Annotated in this window: 18 protein-coding genes and 1 pseudogene; 11 read left to right on the top strand and 8 right to left on the bottom strand. The window is 66.4% G+C overall.

The annotated features are described in order from the left end of the window. Window positions 1–329: 329 nt before the first annotated feature. Window positions 330–863, bottom strand: a complete 534-nt coding sequence (locus ACWPN7_RS04285) for a hypothetical protein (RefSeq protein WP_492273128.1) — start codon at window positions 861–863, stop codon at window positions 330–332. 379 nt (window positions 864–1242) lie between these two features. Between ACWPN7_RS04285 and ACWPN7_RS04280 the strand changes: the two are divergent. Further along, window positions 1243–1347: pseudogene (locus ACWPN7_RS04280) on the top strand (HNH endonuclease); the annotation flags it as partial. Window positions 1348–1405: 58 nt separating this feature from the next. Next, the gene (locus ACWPN7_RS04275) at window positions 1406–1570 is read left to right on the top strand and encodes a hypothetical protein (protein WP_492273127.1); all 165 of its coding nucleotides are present in this window, start codon (window positions 1406–1408) and stop codon (window positions 1568–1570) included. Window positions 1571–1716: 146 nt separating this feature from the next. On the opposite strand, the gene ACWPN7_RS04270 is transcribed toward ACWPN7_RS04275, so the two are convergent. After that, window positions 1717–2070: a hypothetical protein gene (locus ACWPN7_RS04270; protein WP_492273126.1), complete on the bottom strand. Its 354-nt coding sequence runs from the start codon at window positions 2068–2070 to the stop codon at window positions 1717–1719. A gap of 700 nt (window positions 2071–2770) precedes the next feature. Between ACWPN7_RS04270 and ACWPN7_RS04265 the strand changes: the two genes are divergently transcribed. From ACWPN7_RS04265 to ACWPN7_RS04255, 3 genes are all read left to right on the top strand, one after another. After that, a complete protein-coding gene (locus ACWPN7_RS04265) occupies window positions 2771–2974 on the top strand; it encodes a hypothetical protein (RefSeq protein ID WP_492273125.1) in 204 nt (67 codons plus the stop codon). A 29-nt stretch (window positions 2975–3003) separates the two neighbouring features. Beyond that, window positions 3004–3150 (top strand): hypothetical protein, encoded by a 147-nt coding sequence (locus ACWPN7_RS04260; RefSeq protein WP_492273124.1) that lies wholly within the window; start codon window positions 3004–3006, stop codon window positions 3148–3150. Between the two features lie 865 nt (window positions 3151–4015). After that, window positions 4016–4813, top strand: coding sequence for a response regulator (locus ACWPN7_RS04255; protein WP_040134207.1), 798 nt, complete (start codon window positions 4016–4018; stop codon window positions 4811–4813). A 50-nt stretch (window positions 4814–4863) separates the two neighbouring features. Here ACWPN7_RS04255 and purU read toward each other — a convergent pair whose 3' ends face one another. Further along, the gene (gene purU / locus ACWPN7_RS04250) at window positions 4864–5730 is read right to left on the bottom strand and encodes a formyltetrahydrofolate deformylase (protein ID WP_040134208.1); all 867 of its coding nucleotides are present in this window, start codon (window positions 5728–5730) and stop codon (window positions 4864–4866) included. Between the two features lie 183 nt (window positions 5731–5913). On the opposite strand from purU, the gene ACWPN7_RS04245 reads away from it, so the two are divergent. Continuing rightward, complete coding sequence (locus ACWPN7_RS04245; RefSeq protein WP_051658221.1) at window positions 5914–6300, top strand: hypothetical protein; 387 nt, start codon at window positions 5914–5916, stop codon at window positions 6298–6300. Between the two features lie 43 nt (window positions 6301–6343). Here ACWPN7_RS04245 and ACWPN7_RS04240 read toward each other — a convergent pair whose 3' ends face one another. The 4 genes from ACWPN7_RS04240 to ACWPN7_RS04225 all read right to left on the bottom strand — a co-directional run bounded on the left by ACWPN7_RS04240 (window position 6344) and on the right by ACWPN7_RS04225 (window position 8786). Further along, window positions 6344–6865, bottom strand: coding sequence for a hypothetical protein (locus ACWPN7_RS04240; protein WP_040134209.1), 522 nt, complete (start codon window positions 6863–6865; stop codon window positions 6344–6346). Beyond that, a complete protein-coding gene (locus tag ACWPN7_RS04235) occupies window positions 6862–7473 on the bottom strand; it encodes a DUF2135 domain-containing protein (RefSeq protein WP_040134210.1) in 612 nt (203 codons plus the stop codon). Before ACWPN7_RS04235 ends, ACWPN7_RS04240 begins: the two co-directional genes overlap by 4 nt. Next, window positions 7460–8203: a MotA/TolQ/ExbB proton channel family protein gene (locus ACWPN7_RS04230; protein ID WP_051658222.1), complete on the bottom strand. Its 744-nt coding sequence runs from the start codon at window positions 8201–8203 to the stop codon at window positions 7460–7462. Before ACWPN7_RS04230 ends, ACWPN7_RS04235 begins: the two co-directional genes overlap by 14 nt. Before the next feature lie 430 nt (window positions 8204–8633). Continuing rightward, on the bottom strand, window positions 8634–8786 hold the full coding sequence (locus ACWPN7_RS04225) for a hypothetical protein (RefSeq protein ID WP_162473411.1): 153 nt from the start codon (window positions 8784–8786) through the stop codon (window positions 8634–8636). 307 nt (window positions 8787–9093) lie between these two features. Here ACWPN7_RS04225 and ACWPN7_RS04220 point away from each other — a divergent pair, with 307 nt between their 5' ends. The 3 genes from ACWPN7_RS04220 (at window position 9094) to ACWPN7_RS04210 (ending at window position 12047) form a co-directional block, all read left to right on the top strand. After that, on the top strand, window positions 9094–9891 hold the full coding sequence (locus tag ACWPN7_RS04220; protein WP_040134211.1) for an N-acetylmuramoyl-L-alanine amidase family protein: 798 nt from the start codon (window positions 9094–9096) through the stop codon (window positions 9889–9891). Between the two features lie 201 nt (window positions 9892–10092). Then, a complete protein-coding gene (locus ACWPN7_RS04215; RefSeq protein WP_244621374.1) occupies window positions 10093–10641 on the top strand; it encodes a BON domain-containing protein in 549 nt (182 codons plus the stop codon). A gap of 23 nt (window positions 10642–10664) precedes the next feature. After that, on the top strand, window positions 10665–12047 hold the full coding sequence (locus tag ACWPN7_RS04210; protein WP_040134212.1) for a hypothetical protein: 1383 nt from the start codon (window positions 10665–10667) through the stop codon (window positions 12045–12047). An 18-nt stretch (window positions 12048–12065) separates the two neighbouring features. Here ACWPN7_RS04210 and ACWPN7_RS04205 read toward each other — a convergent pair whose 3' ends face one another. After that, window positions 12066–13355: a class I SAM-dependent DNA methyltransferase gene (locus ACWPN7_RS04205; protein ID WP_459196733.1), complete on the bottom strand. Its 1290-nt coding sequence runs from the start codon at window positions 13353–13355 to the stop codon at window positions 12066–12068. 166 nt (window positions 13356–13521) lie between these two features. Here ACWPN7_RS04205 and ACWPN7_RS04200 point away from each other — a divergent pair, with 166 nt between their 5' ends. Both ACWPN7_RS04200 and ACWPN7_RS04195 read left to right on the top strand, forming a co-directional pair. Continuing rightward, a complete protein-coding gene (locus ACWPN7_RS04200) occupies window positions 13522–17100 on the top strand; it encodes a tetratricopeptide repeat protein (RefSeq protein ID WP_459196732.1) in 3579 nt (1192 codons plus the stop codon). A 225-nt stretch (window positions 17101–17325) separates the two neighbouring features. After that, entirely contained in the window at window positions 17326–17508 is a 183-nt protein-coding gene (locus tag ACWPN7_RS04195; RefSeq protein WP_040134215.1) for a YdcH family protein, read from the top strand. Window positions 17509–17554: the final 46 nt, after the last annotated feature.

Below are 17554 nucleotides of genomic sequence, written 5' to 3'. Positions count from 1 at the left end.
ATGGCAACTCTACTCAACCGAACTTCACTCTCATCGCTCAGAAGAAGGGCGTTTGCACCGCTCCGCACGCCAAGTCGAGGCGAAATCACCACCCGTACAGCCGCTTCAGCGCCCCTTGACCGTCCAGCAACCGCCCATGACCGACTAAAGTACTTTACTCGGCACTGACAGAAAGCCTCTACGACATCACAACACCCACCTTCGTCAGGATTTCCGCAACCGCGTCGCGGAAAAGCGTTACGATACCCGCTGCTCTGCATCAGCGCATTCGCTGCGGGCAGAAACCTGCGTTCTTACCAGAACGCCACTTAATCTTCCCGATGGGACGATTAAAAGCTACGCCCTAGCTGATACTCTGCTCCGCCGCTGTTCATCAACGCGACCACCGTCCGGCAACCGAAACCCGGCTCCTGACCAAAAAGCTGCTTAATCGCTCCGCCGGGGCGATTAGCGAAACTTTCCCGAACCGCGGCCTGACCTTCGTCAACGCGACCGCTGTCCGCCGCATCGCGCAGCGTTCCAACACCCCCGCAGCTCGCGAATTCCAGACCTTCCTGAACAAGACGGTCGCGGGTTCCATCGAGAAGGACGGCGCGTACGTCCATCCGGCAGTCGCCCAGGAGGTGCCCGACATCCTCAAGATGGTCGAACAGGCAGATACTTCGCAGAGACATCAAGAATACTTCACAAATACATCGCCCCGCTATTGCCTTTACATCGCCGATGGTGTACAATACGCAAATAATGAAACGAGCATTAGCAGCAAGGAAACCTCCCATGGTCGATATCAGTGAGTACATTTCGATTGCCGAAGCAGCGAGGATCACGGGCGTGAAGGAATAGACCGTCCGTGATCGTCTCAAGCGCTTCGGCTTCCAAGCGTACGTCCGCATCGGGCGACGCATTTACCTGAACCGCGCCGAGTTCTTGCGCTCACCGTGCGCATGCGCGCTGTGAGGCAAAAGAAAAGGGGCGTACCGCGCCCCAGCGATACGCCCCCTGAAATATTCTCTTGATCAACTCGGCGCCTATTATACCACTCGTGAAGAAAATAGGCAAATGAAACACAACGAACTTGACGGGATGGCAACCATCCCTGGATACCCCGATTACATAATCACCCTGAATGGTGTTGTATTCAACCTCAGAACACGGCGCATGTTGCGTTCGTTCCCTTCGACCTACGGGTATCCCACCGTAAGACTGAGCCGTAACGGCTAGGGACGGAACCACTACGTCCACCGACTTCTCATGGACACTTTTGTCGGGCGCCCGACCGAACCGGGCGACTGGACGGTTGATCATCGCAACGGCGTCCGGAATGACAACCGGCTACGAAATCTTTAGTGGCTCACGCGAAGTGAGAACACCCGACAAGCCAACATGCGCAGGAAGGCACGCAAGAATGCTCAGCAAGAAACGTAAGCCGTCCACTGCGGCCAAACAGGCGCTAAGCAGGTTTTTCGTCAAGCCGAAGAAGGTCGAGCCGAAGGAATACCGGCACAGGACTGGCGTATTCGACAACGCCGATTTCGGTACACAAGACAATCTTGAATCAACAGAGGACTGAAAATGAACTCCTTTCAAACCTAGAGCCTGCTTGATCAGGCGAATAGTAACCTCTCCAACGCTCAGTTGGCGCTTGAAGACGCGCACAAGGCCCGTGACTCCGTGGCCGCTGAAGTGGCGTCCGGTAGCGTTGACGCCGTGTCCCGGCTAACCGCCGTCCAATAGATCGTTCGCGCTTGCGAAGACGATATCGCGGCCTTCCGCATCGTAGCCGACCACGCGCAGCGCCAGCACGAAGAGACCGTGGCGCGGGAGTACCGGGAGCGCCAGGAAGAGCTTTACCACGACGCCTTGGCCGTCTGTGACGATGTCTGCGGACTTGCCGGGGAAGTGGACGCCGCGTTTCTGGAGTTCAACGCCAAGTTGGCCGAACTGAACACCCGCGTCGGTGATGTATTCAAGCTCATGCGTGAACGCGACAAGGACCGGGAGAAGCCGCTTTTCCGAGAAATGTGGATGCTGGGACAACCTCTCGCGTGGGACCTTGAGAATCGCCTTCATGTATACCGAAGCGGCGGTGTTGTTTGTGAGTTCAGATGCGCCGAGGGATACTCGGAGAACTTCCGAAACAAGGTGAAGGCGGCTCGATAATGACCCACGATTTCAACATTTACCGTGACGAGAACGGCAATTCCCTTGTGGCGCGTGATCCGTTTCCCTGTGAGTACATTATTACTTCAAAGAGCGGCGATATCGAACGCGGCGTTGCATAGGCCGCTGGCTTCCGTGTTGTCGAGCTGAACGCCGAAGGCCGCGTCGTTGAACCGCTGGCCGACTACCTGAAGGACGAACCCGACGCCTTTTCGCCGAAGTGGAAGCCTCTGGCGGAGAAGATTCGGAGCGAGTTCCATCCCACTCCGCCGACCGATGCGAAGGGGTCCGCCCCCACGCCCGTCAACGGGGAATACGCCGAAGTCCGATTTGTCCGCGGGGTTGCGCCGGGCACCGTCACCGAGACCTTCGAGGACGGATCGACCTGTACATCCTCCGTAGGCAGGCGCGGACGAATCGAGACGCCGCCCGTCCAGGCCGCACCGCGCACGTTCAATCCGTTCACGGTCGATATGAACACGTACATGGAGCTTCGCCGGTAGGGTCTGACTCCTGATGTTCGCGTGAAGGGCGCGGAGCACTACTCCCCCAGTCGCTCCGTTGATCTCGACGCATGGAGTGAGTACCGCGCCCGCGGCGAGGTGCCGGAATGCTGACCTTGCCGTATGGCTTCAACAGCGACATTCCCGACATGGAAGGGGCACGCAACCCGACGCGCGCCCCGGTCCTCCCCGAAGCGGCGCCCGACGAACCCGTTGCGGCGCCAACCACGCCAGAACCGGTAGCAGCTCCGACGCGCAAGGTCGAACCCTTCGCGGCGCTGAACGCGCTGAAGCGGCGATCTACCCGGTAGGGTCCGCCAAGGAATTGGGAGGCGCGGCAATGACGCGCAAGGAAGCCCTAATCGTCATCGCGCTTGACGCGCTCTATCAGCTTCGCGACGAAGTTCCTGCCGACCTCCAGAAGAAGCTAGCCTCTGTACGGAGGCGACGTAAAAAGACCAGCAAGAAAGAAAAACGCAATGGTTGAGTTTTAGGACTATGATGGCGGCAAGTACGCTGTTGTTGGTGCCCCCGGCGCATCTGCCGTGGTCACGCTGATTATCGAGGACAATCCCGGCTATGATTGGCTCAAGTGCCCCACGACGCGCGGTGCGGTGCTTGTCTGGACCCCCGGCGTCCGTCAGTGGACGTTCAAGGGTCACTTCTGATGCGCGGCGCCGTTGTGGCGTGGCTGTTCGCCGCCGCTCAGACGCTTCAAGAGCGCTCCGGGTGTGCTGAGCTAGCGTTGTAGCGGCAACGGCGCAGACCGAATCCAGCGGACCGTGAGGCGGCGCGCTGAGGGTGTTTGAAGCCCGGTATCTGTCTGGTAACGACCCTACCCCAACCGACAACGCCCATCGCCCCGAAGCGATGGGCGTTTGCATTTGGCCGACCGTTGGGTAAAAATTGGGTAATCAGTTGGGTAAAGGAGTGGGTAGAGACAAGAACCGACACAACGGCTAAGCCGTTGATTTTAGCCAATTTTGTCTCTACCCACGCAGTGACTGGCGGTTCAGGGAGGAATCACACCATTGGCAATCCCAACAACCGTCGCTTGCCGATTGTTCCGTCACCCTCGCATGTGCAGCGGACTGAACGGCGGTGAGCGCCCGGATGGACCCGGAGCCCAAGCGGACGAAGTATGACGTCGCCCGACCGGTTACCGGATTTAATCCGATCAAGCTATCCCGAATAACCCTTTCGTCGTCACTCCCGATACGGCGCGAACTGCGCCATATGAAATTAACTTTGTAAGGGATCGGACGGGAACATTCGGCACAGTCCGGAAAACGCGGCAGGCAAGCCAGCGCCCCTCGGCGGTCCGCACTGGCTGGAGGTACGGGGAAAAAGTCATGGATCAGAACACCCGCCACCTGATGGAACATCTGCCTTATCTGCGACGCTATGCGCGGGCCTTGACCGGTACGTCGACGCAGGGGGATGCCCTGGTGACGCGCACGTTGGAATGGTATCTGGACGGGCCGGGCGGGTCGGCGCCGGCGGTGGACCCGTCGCGCGGTTCGCTCTACCGCTACCTGAACCAGTTGCAGGACAGCTCCGGCGCCCGGGCCGGTGCGCCCGGCGCCCATCCGGTCGAGGCGGCGCTGCACAGCCTGGACGAGATGGATCGTCGGCTCTACCTGCTGGTCAACCTGGAGGATCTGCCGGTCGCCGACGCCGCCACCGTGCTGGGCATTGCCCCGGAAGACGCGGTGGAGCGTTTGAATTTCGCGCGCGAGCGGGTGCGCTCGAAGCTGACCGCGACGATCCTGATCGTCGAGGACGACGCCATCATCGCCTTCGATCTGGCGGAGACGGTGCGCGGTATGGGCCACACCGTCTGCGGCAACGCCGCCACCATGGACGAGGCGCTGTCGCTGGCTGGCCGCCATGCGCCGACGCTGGCGCTGATGGACATCCGTCTGGCCGAGGGTGACAACGGGATCGAGGTGGCGCGGGAACTGCGCCGTCAGCGCTTCCTGCCGGTGATCTTCGTCACCGCCTTCCCCAACGAGCTGGCCAAGCAGGGGCTGGAGCATCTGGGCCCGGTGATCCCCAAGCCCTTCACCCGCGAGCAGATCGAACAGGCGATCACCCGCGCCGTTTTCACCCCCCACCCCGAGGAAGCCTCGCTCGCCATGAAGCACTGAGGTTCCGCGGAGGGGTGGAGCAGGCCAGCCGGCCCTACTTGAAGACTGCCTTACTTGAACACGACGGTGCGGCCGCCGTTCAGCAGGACACGGTGCTCGACGTGGTAGCGGACCGCCCGAGCCAGCACGATGTTCTCGATGTCGCGCCCGATGGCTACCAGGTCGTCGGGCGTCATCGTGTGGTCGACGCGCTCCGCCTCCTGCTCGATGATCGGCCCCTCGTCGAGGTTCGAGGTGACGTAGTGGGCGGTGGCGCCGATCAGCTTCACGCCGCGAGCGTGCGCCTGATGGTACGGCTTGGCGCCCTTGAAGCTGGGCAGGAAGGAATGGTGGATGTTGATGACCCGCCCGGCCATCCGCTCGCACAGGGCCGGGGACAGCACCTGCATGTAGCGGGCGAGCACGACCAGATCGATCTTCTCCTGCTCCGCGATCTCCAGCAGCCGGGCCTCCTGCTGGGCCTTGCTGTCGTTGTTCACCGGCAGGTAATGGAAGGGAATGTTGTGCCACGCCGCGAGCTGGTAGAAGTCACGGTGGTTGGACACGATGGCCGGGATTTCGATCGGCAGATAGCCGGTGCGGTAGCGGTACAGCAGGTCGTTCAGGCAGTGCCCGAACTTCGACACCATGATCAGCACGCGCTGGCGCCGCCCGGCGTCGTGCAGCTTCCAGGTCATGCCGAAGCGCTCGGCCACCTGCTCGGCGAAGGCCGCCTGAAGCTCCGCCTGCGACGGCCCCGACGCCTCGGCGGAGAAATGGATGCGCAGGAAGAACAGATTGGTCCCGCGGTCGCCGAACTGCGCGCTGTCGATGATGTTGCACGACCGCTCGGCCAGGAAGCCCGACACGGCGTAGACGATGCCCACGGCATCGGGGCACGAGACGGTGAGGATGTATTCAGAAGCGGTGCCGGACATGCGCGCCTACCGTTGCGACCTGGAATCGAGGGCGGATTCCCTAGCACGATCGTCCGCGGGATGCATCGTGCAATGTGGGAATACCGGAACGCCCTTCCGGCAGCATTTGGTAAGGATTCCCATGCGATGATGAGCCGTTTCGGCATTGGGCCGACCGCAGGGGCGAGCTAGCGGAGGCGAACCATGGGCATGGGCGGCAAGATCATCGGCGAATACGCCAAGGGCAAGGTTGACAAGCTGCTGACGCCGGAAGCGGCGGAGAGCACGTCACGGCACCGGATTATGCACTTCCTGGAGAACATGGAAGCGGCGGTTCTGGAGGCGAACTGCGAGGTGATGGGGCGCGAGCTGCCCAACCTCGACCAGACCTCCTTCCTGCGCATGGCCGTGCGGGTGGCGGAGCTGCGGGCCGACTATCTGCGCGCCGGGCTGAAGGTGGCGGATCACCGGCACCCCAACGCCGCCGCCATCGAGGAGCTGGCCCGCGTCCGCCGCGCCTACGAGGAGATGCAGGCGGTCTTCGAAGCGGCGGAACGAGTAATCGAGCGGGGGTACGTGAAGCTGGGCTGAGGGGTCGCCTCCCCAGCGTCACGGCCCGGTCGATTCCAAAGCATCAGGCATCCATGCCGGGGTGGCGGTAGACCATCGGCCCCGGCCCGCCCTCCTCGCCATTCTTCTCCGGAAGCTGGGGCTGCGGCAGGGCGTAGAATTTGGGCTTGTCGGGGTCCAGCGTCTTCTCGAAGGGCAAGGTCATGGCCATGCCGGACCGGTTCCTCTCCGCCTCGCGCATCGCCTGCTGAAGCTGCTCGGCCAGCTTCTGGTCCCAGGCCAGCTTGTAGTAGCGCGGCTCGGCCCCGCCCTCCAGCTGGAGCCACAGGTAGATCCCCTGCCCCTCCTTGATCTGGGCGCCCAGAATGGTGGCCTGGGCGGTGGCGCTTTGCGCCCACTCCATGCGGACCGGCTTCGGCTTGCTCAGCAGGTCGGCCATGCCGGCGTAGGCGACGGGCATGAAGCCGATGGAGACGGCGACCGCCGACACCTTCACCCACAACCGTCGCGGCGCCCAGATGGCGATGGTGGCGAGCGTGGCGGCCAGCGCGACCGCGGCGACCTGGAAGTCGAGCAGTTGGGTCATGATTTCCTCCCGCTGCGCAGGGGCTTGTAGAGGCTGTGCACGCTGTCGCCGACCAGTTCGCCGGACTCCGTCAGCTTGAAGCGGAAGACGGTCAGTTCCTGCCCCTCCCGGTCCAGCTGGACGGTGGTGGCGAGGAGCTGGCGCGCGTTGTCGCCGTCCGGCCGCTTGGCGCTGACCACCACGGTGACCGGTACCGGGAAGACCATCGCCTTGTTCCGGTAGAGATGCAGGTTCACCGCGTATTCGCCGGGCGGGATGCCGCGGCTGTAGCTGGCCTCGTAGTTCAGCTTCGTCGGGTCGGCGTTGCGGCCGAGGTCGTCGCGCAGCAGGTTAAAGATCACGCCGGACTTGTTGGAATAGCCGACCGGCACGTCGCCCGGGGCCTCCACCCAAAGATCGACGTCGGCATCCAGCTCGTCGGGCCAGCGGGCCTCGACCATCACGTTGCCGGGCGCTGCGACGCCCGCCGTGTCGGCCTGCTTGGCCTCCGGCCGGATGTGGGGAAGCAGCAGGATGACCACCGCCACGAAGCCGCAGAGCGCCAGCGTGATGACGTCGCGGAAGACGGTGCCGGCGTCGTCCTCCTCGAACTGGTCAAGGGCCTGCATGGCGTTCCCCCACGGCGACGATCTCGGTGATCAGGTTCACCGTGGCGCCGGACAGCAGGCCGATGTTGATGTTCAGCCAGATGTTCAGGACGCCGCCGACCAGCGTGGTGTAGAGCGCGACGGCCATGCCCTCGATCAGCTTCGACACCATCGGGCCGATGGCGGCGACATCGCCGGCCTTCTCCGGGTCGACGCCCGACAGGGCCATGATGAAGCCGATGACCGTGCCAATCAGGCCGAGGATTACCAGGGTCGAGGAAATCTGACGCACCGTACCGATGCGCGCCGACAGCTTGAACTTCAGGGACGACGCGGCGATCGACCGCGCCCCGGAATCACGTCCGCGGACCTCCGCCAGATAGCGCGCGGCGCGCGACGGGACGGAGGGGTCGAATTCCTTGGCGCGGTTCAGTTCGCGGCTGGTGCGCAGGATGCGCTGCGCCGACAGCCCCAGCCCGGCCAGGAAGACCAGGAAGATCAGCAGGCAGAGATGCGTGCTGTCGGTGGCGATGATGGGGTCGATCAGCCCCTCCGCCCAGGCGGCGGCGAGAAGGGTGAAGCCCGCGGCGTTGACGACCGCGAAGCGCAGAAGCAGCAGGTAGCGTTGCGACACCAGCGACAGGCCGGCGGTCAGTTGGCCGCCACGGCGGCGGCGCACGGTGGGCACGAGGGAATGAACGGGGACGTTCTGGGCGTCTTCGGCCATGGCGTCCGAAACAGCGTCCGACATCGGGCAGCCCTCCATACAGGGAGCAGGGAGCGTTCGGAATGGCACTCCGCAACCGGCGTGCCAGCGGTTCGTCGTCGGTCTCGCCCAATCCCGCAGCCCGCCGCTCCAGTCCGTTCATGTGCTTGGCCGGATAGGATAAATCGCCCCTGTGACAAACAGGCTACCCCGGAAGTCTGAACGGCATCGCCGCAGCCTCCATTGCTTTGGATCAACCGGTTCCACGATTTCGGTCGGCCCCGTGATTAAATTCTGGTCAAAGCTCAGGACCCGATCCATTTGCTGCTTACGAAATAAGCAAAATTATGCTGCATCGCAGCATTGGAATGTTGCATCGCCATAGGCGTCGAGAACACGCGCGCGAATACAGAAAACCCCTTTCCCGCCATTGCGGAAAAGGGGCTTGCGGATGGATTCGTTCGTATTCGTGCGATCAGGCGTCGCGGTAATGTTCCAGTTCGCGCCGCAGGTCGGTAACTTCGCGCTGCAACGCAACCACCCGGCCGACGTCGGGAGCCGTGCGGCGCTCTTCCTTTTCGAGTTCGTCTTCGACCTCGCGCTGCTCCTGCCGGATGATGTTGAACAAGGCTTTCCTCAACATCGCCACCTCCCGAGCTTATTTCTAAAATTTTAGCGCTTTCGACCATCATCATCAAGGAATTCTTGGAAAGAGTCGAATCTTCATAGGGTGGCGACGCCCTCCATGACGGCTTGGCCGCGACAATTGGCGGAGCTAACCCGGCCGGCCTTGACAACCCTTTTGCGCGTCCCCATTGGTTAACGCTCACACCTTGGGCTCAACCTCAGGCCTGTTCGGGCCGGACGCCGCCTTTCCGATCGCGCTCAGGACTTTTGGTTTCGGCGGCCCCAACTCCTTGCGGAATCAGGGGCGAATGGAACGCAGACGTCTTCTCCAGCTGGCGCTGACCGTCCCCCTCGCCGGGGCCGGCGCCTTGCTGTTCCCGCACGCCGCGGGCGCCCAGACCAAGCCCCGCCCAGCGGCGCGGCAACGCATGGTGGTGCTCGACCCCGGCCATGGCGGTATCGACCCTGGAGCCATCGGCGCCCGCGGCACCCAGGAAAAAGAGATCACCCTGCACATCGCGCAGGAGGTGGGACGCCTGCTGTCGCGGCAGCACAAGCTGGGGGTGACGCTGACCCGCGATGGCGACCGCTTCCTGGCCCTGGGCGAGCGGGTGGACGCCGCGCGCGCGGCGCGGGCCGACCTGTTCGTGTCCATCCACGCCGACAGCGCGCCCAACCGCGAGGCCCGCGGCCTGTCCGCCTACACCCTGTCCGAGAAAAGCTCCGACTCCTTCGCCGCGGCGCTGGCCCGCAAGGAGAACGCGGTGGACCGGCTGGGCGGCGTCGACGTGAAAGACGCCAAGAAGGCCGTGAAGGAGATCCTGCTCGACCTGACGGCGCGCCACACCAAGCACGCGGCGCTGGTGGCCCGCCACGCGATCGTGAAGGGGGCGGGGAAGGACATGCTGCTGCTCGACAACCCGATGCGCTCGGCCAACTTCGCGGTGCTCAAGGCGCCGGACATCCCGTCCGTTCTGCTGGAGACCGGCTTCCTGTCGAATCCAAAGGACGAGGCGATCCTGCGCGACCCCAAGGCGCGGCAGAAGATCGCCCGCGTTCTCGCGCGCGAAATCGCCGGGCTGGTGACGCGCGCGCCCTTTGCCTAGCCCGGATTCCTTCGCGCTCGCAGCGAGTGAAACATTCGTGCATCACCCCGGGACAAAACCACGATGAAGCCTGACACCCCCAAGATTCCCCATTGCCAACGCACCTGCGGCATGACTTTTTCCGCCCGCCCGTTCTTTCGGCGGGCCGGGGATCGGAGGCAGAGCGTGTCGGGGTTTGGCCGCCTTTGGGCGCTGGTCGGGATGGCCGCTGTCGCGGGTCTTGCGTCTGGCTGCGCGCCCGTCGTGCTGGGCGCCGCCGGGGGCACCGCCGTCGTCGCGGCCAGCGAGCACCGTGGCCTATCCGGCTTCGCCTCTGACACCGAAATCAAGGCCCGCATCAACCATCTGTGGTTCCAGCATTCGCTGGAGATGCACAGCCGCATCGGCCTGACGGTCGACCAGGGCCGCGTGCTGCTGACCGGCCGCGCCACCGACGCCCAGATGCGCCTCGACGCCGTGCGCCTGTGCTGGCAGGTGGAGGGCGTCAAGGAAGTCATCAACGAGATCCAGGTGGACACCGACTCGGGCATCATGGACAGCGCCCGCGACACCTGGATCACCACGCAGCTGCGCACCAAGCTGACCTTCGATTCACAAATTCATAGCCAGAATTTCAGCATCGATACCGTCAACGGCGTCGTCTATCTCATGGGTCTGGCCACCCACCAGGGCGAGCTCGACCGCGTGATCGAGCACGCCCGCACGCTGCCGAACGTCCAGCGTGTCGTCAACTACGCCCGCGTCCTCTAGCGCACCAGGGTCTCCGCACCGCCATGGCCATCCTGCCCGCCCCCGCCCGCCGTCTTGCCGCCTCCGCCGCCATGAGCCTGTTCATGGCGCTGGCGGCGTTCACCGTGGCGGTGGGGGGAACCGGCACCCCGGCGGCGGCGCAGCAGCCGCTGCCCGACCAGGGTCCGGCCAACCGCCTGTTCGTCCAGGCGATGCAGATGATCCGGCAGGCGGACAACACCTATGACATCGCCGAGGAAAGCCGTTTCCTGAAGGAGGCAGACCGGCTGCTGAACGAAATCGTCGTCAAGTATCCGGACAGCGCGCTGGCCGTCCAGCTCGTCACCAACCAGTTCGTCGGCGATTTCGACTTCTTCGAGTTCCGCTCGCGCATCCGCTCGCTGGTCTGCAACGAGCCGATGACCTCGCTGTGCTTCCTGCACCGGGTGGCGGAGATGCTGCCCCCGGTGGAGACGCCGATCACCGCCGCCCGCTGGGACTGGCTGTCGCTGGCCGTCGCCTACAACACCATCGGCGACACCGCGCGGGCCAAGGAGATCATCGCCCCCTTCGTCAGCGCGGTGCGCCGTGGTGCCGCGTCCGACGGGGCCGGTCAGGATCTGTTCGTCGCCCGCGCGCTCGCCCTGATGGGACAGAACCAGCTCGCGCTCGACATCACCCGGCAGATCCCGGAATGCTCGACCCGCATCTACAACCTCGCCGACATCGCCAAGGCGGCGGCGTGGCGCGGCGACATGGCGCTGGCCGGGCAGCTCGCCGAGGAGGCCAAGGCCTACGCCACCGCCCGCAACTGCAGCTGGGAGCTGGGTCTGGTCGCCCAGACTCTGCTGCGCGCCGGCAAGGAAGGCGCGGCCCGCACCCTGTTCCTGAACACGGTGGAGACGCAGTTCTCCAAGTTCCGCGAGACCAAGACCGACTGCTGCCCGCCGGAGCTGGCCGTCGCCGCGTCGGAGCTGGGCGACACCAATCTGGCGCTGGGCCTTCTGCGCACCGTGCAGGACGAGAACCCCTGGACGATCCCGGCGGTGCTGGGCCGCATCGCCCGCCGCTCCGACGCGTCGGTGGCGCTGTCCTACGCCGAGCAGGTGCAGGACCTCGACATCCGCGGCGAGGCCCTGGCCGAACTGATCGAGGCGGCGCTGAAGCGCGGCGATCCGACCAGCGCCAACGAGCTGATGAAGCGGCTGACCCGTCTGGTGGACGAATCCGCCGGCCGCCGGCCCGGCCTGCTCGCCCAGAAGGCCAAGGCGGAAAAGGTGATGTACGGCGACGACCGCTGGCGCAAGAGCTTCCAGGGCTCGCTCAACGCCGCGGACCGGGCGAGCAACTTCGTCCGCCGCGACATCGGCGCGCCGCTGCTCGCCGCCCTGGTGCGGATCGAGACCGGCCTGCCGATGCTCGATTGAGGCAGGCTAACGGCCCCGTCAGGGCCGCGTAGCCAGCACCACCAGCCCGGCCACTGGCGCACCGCTCTCGTGGCGCAGGGTGTCCGGGGCGAGGCGCAGGATGGTCAGCCCCGCGGTGCTCAGCCCGTCCCGCACATGGTCTTCCGTATGGGCGTAGCGGCCGTGCGGGCTGACCCGCCAGGGCGCCCCACCCTCCTCCAGCCGCTCCACGGTGAAGGCCAGACGCCCACCGGGACGCAGCGCCGTGGCGGCCTGTGCCAGCACTCCGTCCAGCGCGCCGAAGTAGCACAGCACGTCGGCGGCCACGATCAGGTCGAAGGCCGCTGGGCGTTCCGACAGGAAGGCGCCGAGTTCCGCCTCCTCCAGCGCGTCGTACAGGCCGCGGGCGGCGGCCCGCTCCAGCATGCCGGGGGAGAGATCCACCCCGACCAGCCGCCGGGCCGGGTCGCGCAGGAAGGGACCGCACAGGCCGGTGCCGCAGCCGGCGTCCAGCACGTCCAGAGCCCCGTCTGCCACGATCCCGGCGTCGGTCACCGCCTCGGCGAGCAGGGCCGGGGCGCGGTAGCCCAGCTCGCCGAGCAGCTTGTCGTCGAATTCTCCGGCGAACAGGTCGAACACCTGCCGGACATAGGCGTCGGACGCCCGTTCTTCGGCATCCAGCCCGGCAACGGCGGCGCCGATGTGGCGGGCCACCGGATGGTCGGGATGGTCGCGCAGCCACAGCCGTGCGAAGCACGCCGCCTCCTCGTGCCGTCCCTCCTCGTGAAGCAGGTAGAGGGCGCCGGACAGGTTGTCGTGCGCCTCGTCCCAGCCGGGCCGCAAGGCCAGCGCCCGGCGGTAGGCCATGGCGGATTCGGTCAGCCGGTCGCCGTCGCGCAGCAAGTTGGCGAGGTTGTTGAACGCCTCGGCGTAGGCCGGTTCCTCGACCAGCGCCCGGCGGAAATGCCGTTCCGCCGGCGCCGCGTCGCCCGCCGCCTTCAGGGCCGAGGCCAGATTGTAATGGACCAGCGGATGGTCGAGGCCGCAGGCCAAGGCCTCGCGGTAAGCGGCAACCGCCTCCTCCGCGCGGTCCAGGGCGCGCAGGACGTTGCCCAGGTTGTTGTGCGCCTCCGCGAAACGCGGGTTCAGCGCCAGCGTGCGGCGATAGGCGGCCTCCGCCTCCGCGGCCAGCCCGTCCGAGGCCAGGGCGTTGGCCTCCGCATAGAGGCGCATGGCCTGAGCGGCCAGACCGCCGAGCCTCCCCGCGCCACGGGCGAGCAAGCCCGGACGCGGCGACGGGGGGCGGGGCGGGTCGCTCGGCTCGGACACGGATCGGCTCCTGAATGGGGCGTGGGCTGACAGCATCTTTCTAACAGCATCTTTACCGGGAACCGGTGAACATGGCACTCCCTTCCAGCAAAGGGCCGGCGGCAACAGACCGGCGGGAGGCCCCGCAACCCGGGGCCGGATCGGGCAGACGGAAAAGGCGAACCTCATGAACCAGCCCCCCGACCAGGCTTCGCCGGCGACACCCGACGACGTCGCCGCCCGGCTCGGCCGCGCCGTCGCCCACCATCGGGCGGGGCGGCTGGCCGATGCGGAGCGCGACTACCGCGCTGTCCTGGCCGCCGCCCCGCGCCACCCCGACGCGCTGCACCTGCTGGGCGTGCTGGCGCTCCAGGCCGGGCATCCCGGCCCCGCCGTCGAGCTGATCGAAGAGGCCATCCGGCAGGCCGGCGGCGTCGCCGATTACCACGACAATCTGGGAAGCGCGCTCGCCGCGCTGAACCGTCACGCCGAGGCGGTGGACGCGCACCGCATGGCCGCCGCCCTGAATCCCCTGTCCGCCCAGCCGCGCCACAATCTGGGCAACGCCTTCCAGGCGCAGGCGCTTCCGGGGTTGGCGGCGCTGGCCTTCACCGCGGCGGTGGAGCTTGAGCCCGGCTACGCCAAGGCCTGGTACAATCTCGGCAACGCGCTCCGCGCCCAGAACCGCCTCGCCGACGCCCTGCGCGCCTTTGCCCGCGCCACGGTGCTCACGCCCGCGATGGTCGAGGCCCACATCAACCTCAGCGACGCGCTGTCCACCGCCGGACGGCTGGACGAGGCGCTGGCCCAGGCCCGCGCCGCGTTGCATCTGCGGCCCGACGATCCCAAGGCCCATCACACGCTCGGCGCCATCCTGCAGCGCAAGGGCGCCTTCGAGAGCGCGGAGATCGCCTACCGTGAAGCGCTGAAGCGTGCGCCCAACCACCCGATGACGCTGAACAATCTGGGCAGCGTCCTCCTGAAGCTGGGACGCCCCGCCCAGGCCGAACAGTGCTTCCGCGAGGTGCTGAGCCGGAACCCGCACGCCGTCGAAGCCATCCACAACCTCGGCAACGCGCTTCGGGCGCAGGGGCAGTTCACCAAAGCGGAAGCCTGCTACGAGGAGGCGCTGGCCCACGACCCGGACCTCGCCAGTGCCAGCGACAACCTCGCCGTCATCGCCCTTCTGCACGGACGGCTGGAGCGCGGCTGGGAGGGCTACGAACGGCGTTTCGCCGCCGGCCGGGTCCGGCCCGACCGGCGCATCGACGCGCCGCGCTGGCGCGGCGAAGGGCTGCGCCGGCGCCGTCTGCTGATCTGGCGGGAACAGGGGATGGGCGACGAGATCCTGTTCGCCTCCTGCTATGGCGATGCGATCGCCTGGGGCGGCGGACCGGTGACCATCGAGACCGACCCGCGGATGGTCAGCCTGTTCGCCCGCTCCTTCCCGCGCGCGACGGTGCGGGCGGAGACGCTGGACGCCGAAGGGCGGGAGACGGTCGCTCCTCCGGATGTCGACCTCCAAGTGCCGGCGGGCAGCCTGCCCAGCCTGTTGCGAGGGACCCTGGACGCCTTCGACCAGTTCACCCCCTGGCTGAAGCCCGATCCAGCCCGCACCGCCCTGTGGCGGGAGCGGCTGGACGCGCTGGGGCCGGGCCTGAAGATCGGTGTTGCCTGGCGCAGCCATCTGGCAACGCCCGAGCACAAGGGCGCCTACACCACACTCGACCAGTGGGGGCCGTTGCTCGCGTTGCCGGGGGTGGTTTTCGTCAATCTGCAATATGGCGACTGCGCGGCGGAGATCGCCGCGGCGGAGGCACGGTTCGGCGTAACCATTCGCCGCTGGGACGATCTCGACCTGAAGGATGATGTCGAGGGGGCGGCGGCGCTGACCGGCAACCTGGATCTCGTCATCACACCGGCGACGGCGGCGGGCGAACTGGCCGGCGCCCTCGGCGTGCCGGTCTGGCGCTTCGGACACCGCGACTGGACGCAGCTCGGCACCGGGGTCCGTCCCTGGTTCCCGTCGATGCGCCTGTTCCAGCCGCGCCCCGGCGAAACCTTCGACGACGTGTTGGCGGGCATGGCGCGCCGCCTCGCCGCGATGCGGCCCGCTCCCGCCCCCGAGCGCGTGGCCGCTCCGCCTCCACCATCGGCGCCCCCCGCCGATCCGGAAGCCTTGCTGAATCACGCCATCCTCCTGCACCGGTCCGGGCGGCTGGGCGACGCCATGGCGGCCTACCGCGCGGTCCTCGATCTGGCGCCGACGCACGGCGACGCCCTTCATCTTCTCGGCCTGACCCAGCATCAGGCGGGCCACCACGCGGAGGCGGAGCACCACATCGCGGCGGCGCTGCGGACCGATCCGGACTTCCCCACGGCCTGGAACCATCTCGGCCTCGTCCGGCAGGCCCTGGACCGTCCGGATCAAGCCCTCGCCTGCTTCCGCCGCGCCATCGCCCTGCGCCCGGACTTCCCCGAGGCGATGACCCATATGGGGCTGAGCATGAACCGGCCGGACCAGCGGGCCGAGGCCAAGCGCTGGCACCGCCGGTCCATCCATCTCGCACCGGCCAACCCGGCCGCCCACACCAACCTGGGCTACGCCTGCGAGGTCGAAGGACAGTTCGACGCCGCCGCGCGGCATTACCGGCGCGCGCTGACCCTGCGGCCGGACTCCGCCGACACCCTGAACAACCTGGGCACTCTCGCCAAGTTGGCGGATCGGCCGGCCCTCTGCCGACGCTTCCTTGACCGTGCCCTGCGGGTGGCCCCAGGCTTGGCGCTCGCCGCCTGGAACGTCGGGCTGCTGGCCTTGGCCGACGGCGACCTCGCCACCGGCTGGGCCGGTTACGGCCGCCGCTTCTCCGCCCGCCAGCTTCAGCGGGCGCGCCGCATCGCGCTGCCGGTCTGGGCCGGCGACGCACTGCGGGGGCGCCGCCTGCTCGTCTGGCCGGAACAGGGCTTGGGCGACGAGATCCTGTTCGCCTCCGTCTTCGAAGACCTGAAGGACAGCGGCGGGCCCGTGGTTCTCGAATGCGACGCGCGTCTGGTGTCCCTGTACGCCCGCGCCTTCCCCTGGGCGACGGTGCGGGCGGAGTCCGTCACCGCCGACGGAAGCGAACGCCTCGCCCCGCCGGACTGCGACCTGCAGATCGCCGCCGGCTCCCTGCCCACCCTGTGGCGCGACCGGCTGGAGCGCTTCCCGGTTCGCCCATCCTTCCTGACGCCCGACCCCGAGCGGGCCGCCTTCTGGCGGAGACGGGTGGACGCGCTCGGCCCCGGCCTGAAGGTGGGCATCAGCTGGCGCAGCCAGATCGTCACGGCCCATCGCGAAGGCGCCTACACCCGCATCGCCGACTGGCTGCCGTTGCTGGAGGTACCGGGCGTCCGCGTCGTCAACCTGCAATATGGCGACTGCACCGCCGAATTGGCGTCCATCGAGCCCAACGGCGTGCGGCGGGTCCATCGCTGGGACGATCTGGACCTGAAGAACGACCTGGAGGGGGTGGCCGCCCTGATGGCGGCGCTCGACCTCGTCATTCTGCCGGCCACCGCCGCGGGGGAACTGGCGGGTGCCCTGGGGGTGCCGGTCTGGCGCCTGGGCGGCCGGGACTGGACATGGTTGGGCAGCGGCGCGCGGCCCTGGTTCCCCACCCAAAGGCTGATCGCCCCATACCCCGGCGAGACCTCCGCCGACGTGGTCCATCGGATCGCCCGGATGTTGACCCGGATGGCTGGGAACACCCTCCCCAACGAGGTATGACGACGCGAGGACGTCCAACCGTTCGATATAATCCCGCAACGAACGGAAAAAGGCAGGCATATGCGGCGAATTGTCCTACCCTCCATCGTAAGGGGCGGTCACTCCCCGTCTTTGGAGTACTAGGACAAAAGTTTGGGGTTGTTTGGCGGCACGGATGAGTGAACACTATGGTTTCCGGCCTGCCGGACTTGGCAGGAGCCGGTTCGATCTGACGGAGAGCAGCCCATGCACACTGATGCTCGCCTATCTTCCTTGCAGGAAAAGCACCTGCGTCTCGACCGCGCCATCCTCGACGAGGAGAAGCGTTCGTGGCCTGACGATAGTGCCATCAAGCGGATGAAGCTTGAGAAGTTGCACCTCAAGGAGGAAATTGATCGTTTGGCAAGAACCAGTCACAGGGTGAATTAACACCCTTCCGGATCGATCCGATTCGTAAAGTCGGGGGCGACAGACG

The sequence above is a fragment of the Azospirillum sp. UENF 312511 genome (genome assembly GCF_058780635.1).
The sequence above is the reverse complement of the archived record's forward strand: the minus strand, read 5'-3'. Positions and strand labels throughout refer to the sequence as shown.

What these genes read in the sequence shown, in the direction of transcription:
- ACWPN7_RS04275 (WP_492273127.1), top strand. Translation starts at nt 1,406, where the DNA reads ATGCTCAGCAAGAAACGTAAGCCGTCCACTGCGGCCAAACAGGCGCTA.
- ACWPN7_RS04270 (WP_492273126.1), bottom strand. Translation starts at nt 2,070, where the DNA reads ATGAAGGCGATTCTCAAGGTCCCACGCGAGAGGTTGTCCCAGCATCCA.
- ACWPN7_RS04265 (WP_492273125.1), top strand. Translation starts at nt 2,771, where the DNA reads ATGCTGACCTTGCCGTATGGCTTCAACAGCGACATTCCCGACATGGAA.
- ACWPN7_RS04260 (WP_492273124.1), top strand. Translation starts at nt 3,004, where the DNA reads ATGACGCGCAAGGAAGCCCTAATCGTCATCGCGCTTGACGCGCTCTAT.
- ACWPN7_RS04255 (WP_040134207.1), top strand. Translation starts at nt 4,016, where the DNA reads ATGGATCAGAACACCCGCCACCTGATGGAACATCTGCCTTATCTGCGA.
- purU (WP_040134208.1), bottom strand. Translation starts at nt 5,730, where the DNA reads ATGTCCGGCACCGCTTCTGAATACATCCTCACCGTCTCGTGCCCCGAT.
- ACWPN7_RS04245 (WP_051658221.1), top strand. Translation starts at nt 5,914, where the DNA reads ATGGGCATGGGCGGCAAGATCATCGGCGAATACGCCAAGGGCAAGGTT.
- ACWPN7_RS04240 (WP_040134209.1), bottom strand. Translation starts at nt 6,865, where the DNA reads ATGACCCAACTGCTCGACTTCCAGGTCGCCGCGGTCGCGCTGGCCGCC.
- ACWPN7_RS04235 (WP_040134210.1), bottom strand. Translation starts at nt 7,473, where the DNA reads ATGCAGGCCCTTGACCAGTTCGAGGAGGACGACGCCGGCACCGTCTTC.
- ACWPN7_RS04230 (WP_051658222.1), bottom strand. Translation starts at nt 8,203, where the DNA reads ATGTCGGACGCTGTTTCGGACGCCATGGCCGAAGACGCCCAGAACGTC.
- ACWPN7_RS04220 (WP_040134211.1), top strand. Translation starts at nt 9,094, where the DNA reads ATGGAACGCAGACGTCTTCTCCAGCTGGCGCTGACCGTCCCCCTCGCC.
- ACWPN7_RS04215 (WP_244621374.1), top strand. Translation starts at nt 10,093, where the DNA reads ATGGCCGCTGTCGCGGGTCTTGCGTCTGGCTGCGCGCCCGTCGTGCTG.
- ACWPN7_RS04210 (WP_040134212.1), top strand. Translation starts at nt 10,665, where the DNA reads ATGGCCATCCTGCCCGCCCCCGCCCGCCGTCTTGCCGCCTCCGCCGCC.
- ACWPN7_RS04200 (WP_459196732.1), top strand. Translation starts at nt 13,522, where the DNA reads ATGAACCAGCCCCCCGACCAGGCTTCGCCGGCGACACCCGACGACGTC.
- ACWPN7_RS04195 (WP_040134215.1), top strand. Translation starts at nt 17,326, where the DNA reads ATGCACACTGATGCTCGCCTATCTTCCTTGCAGGAAAAGCACCTGCGT.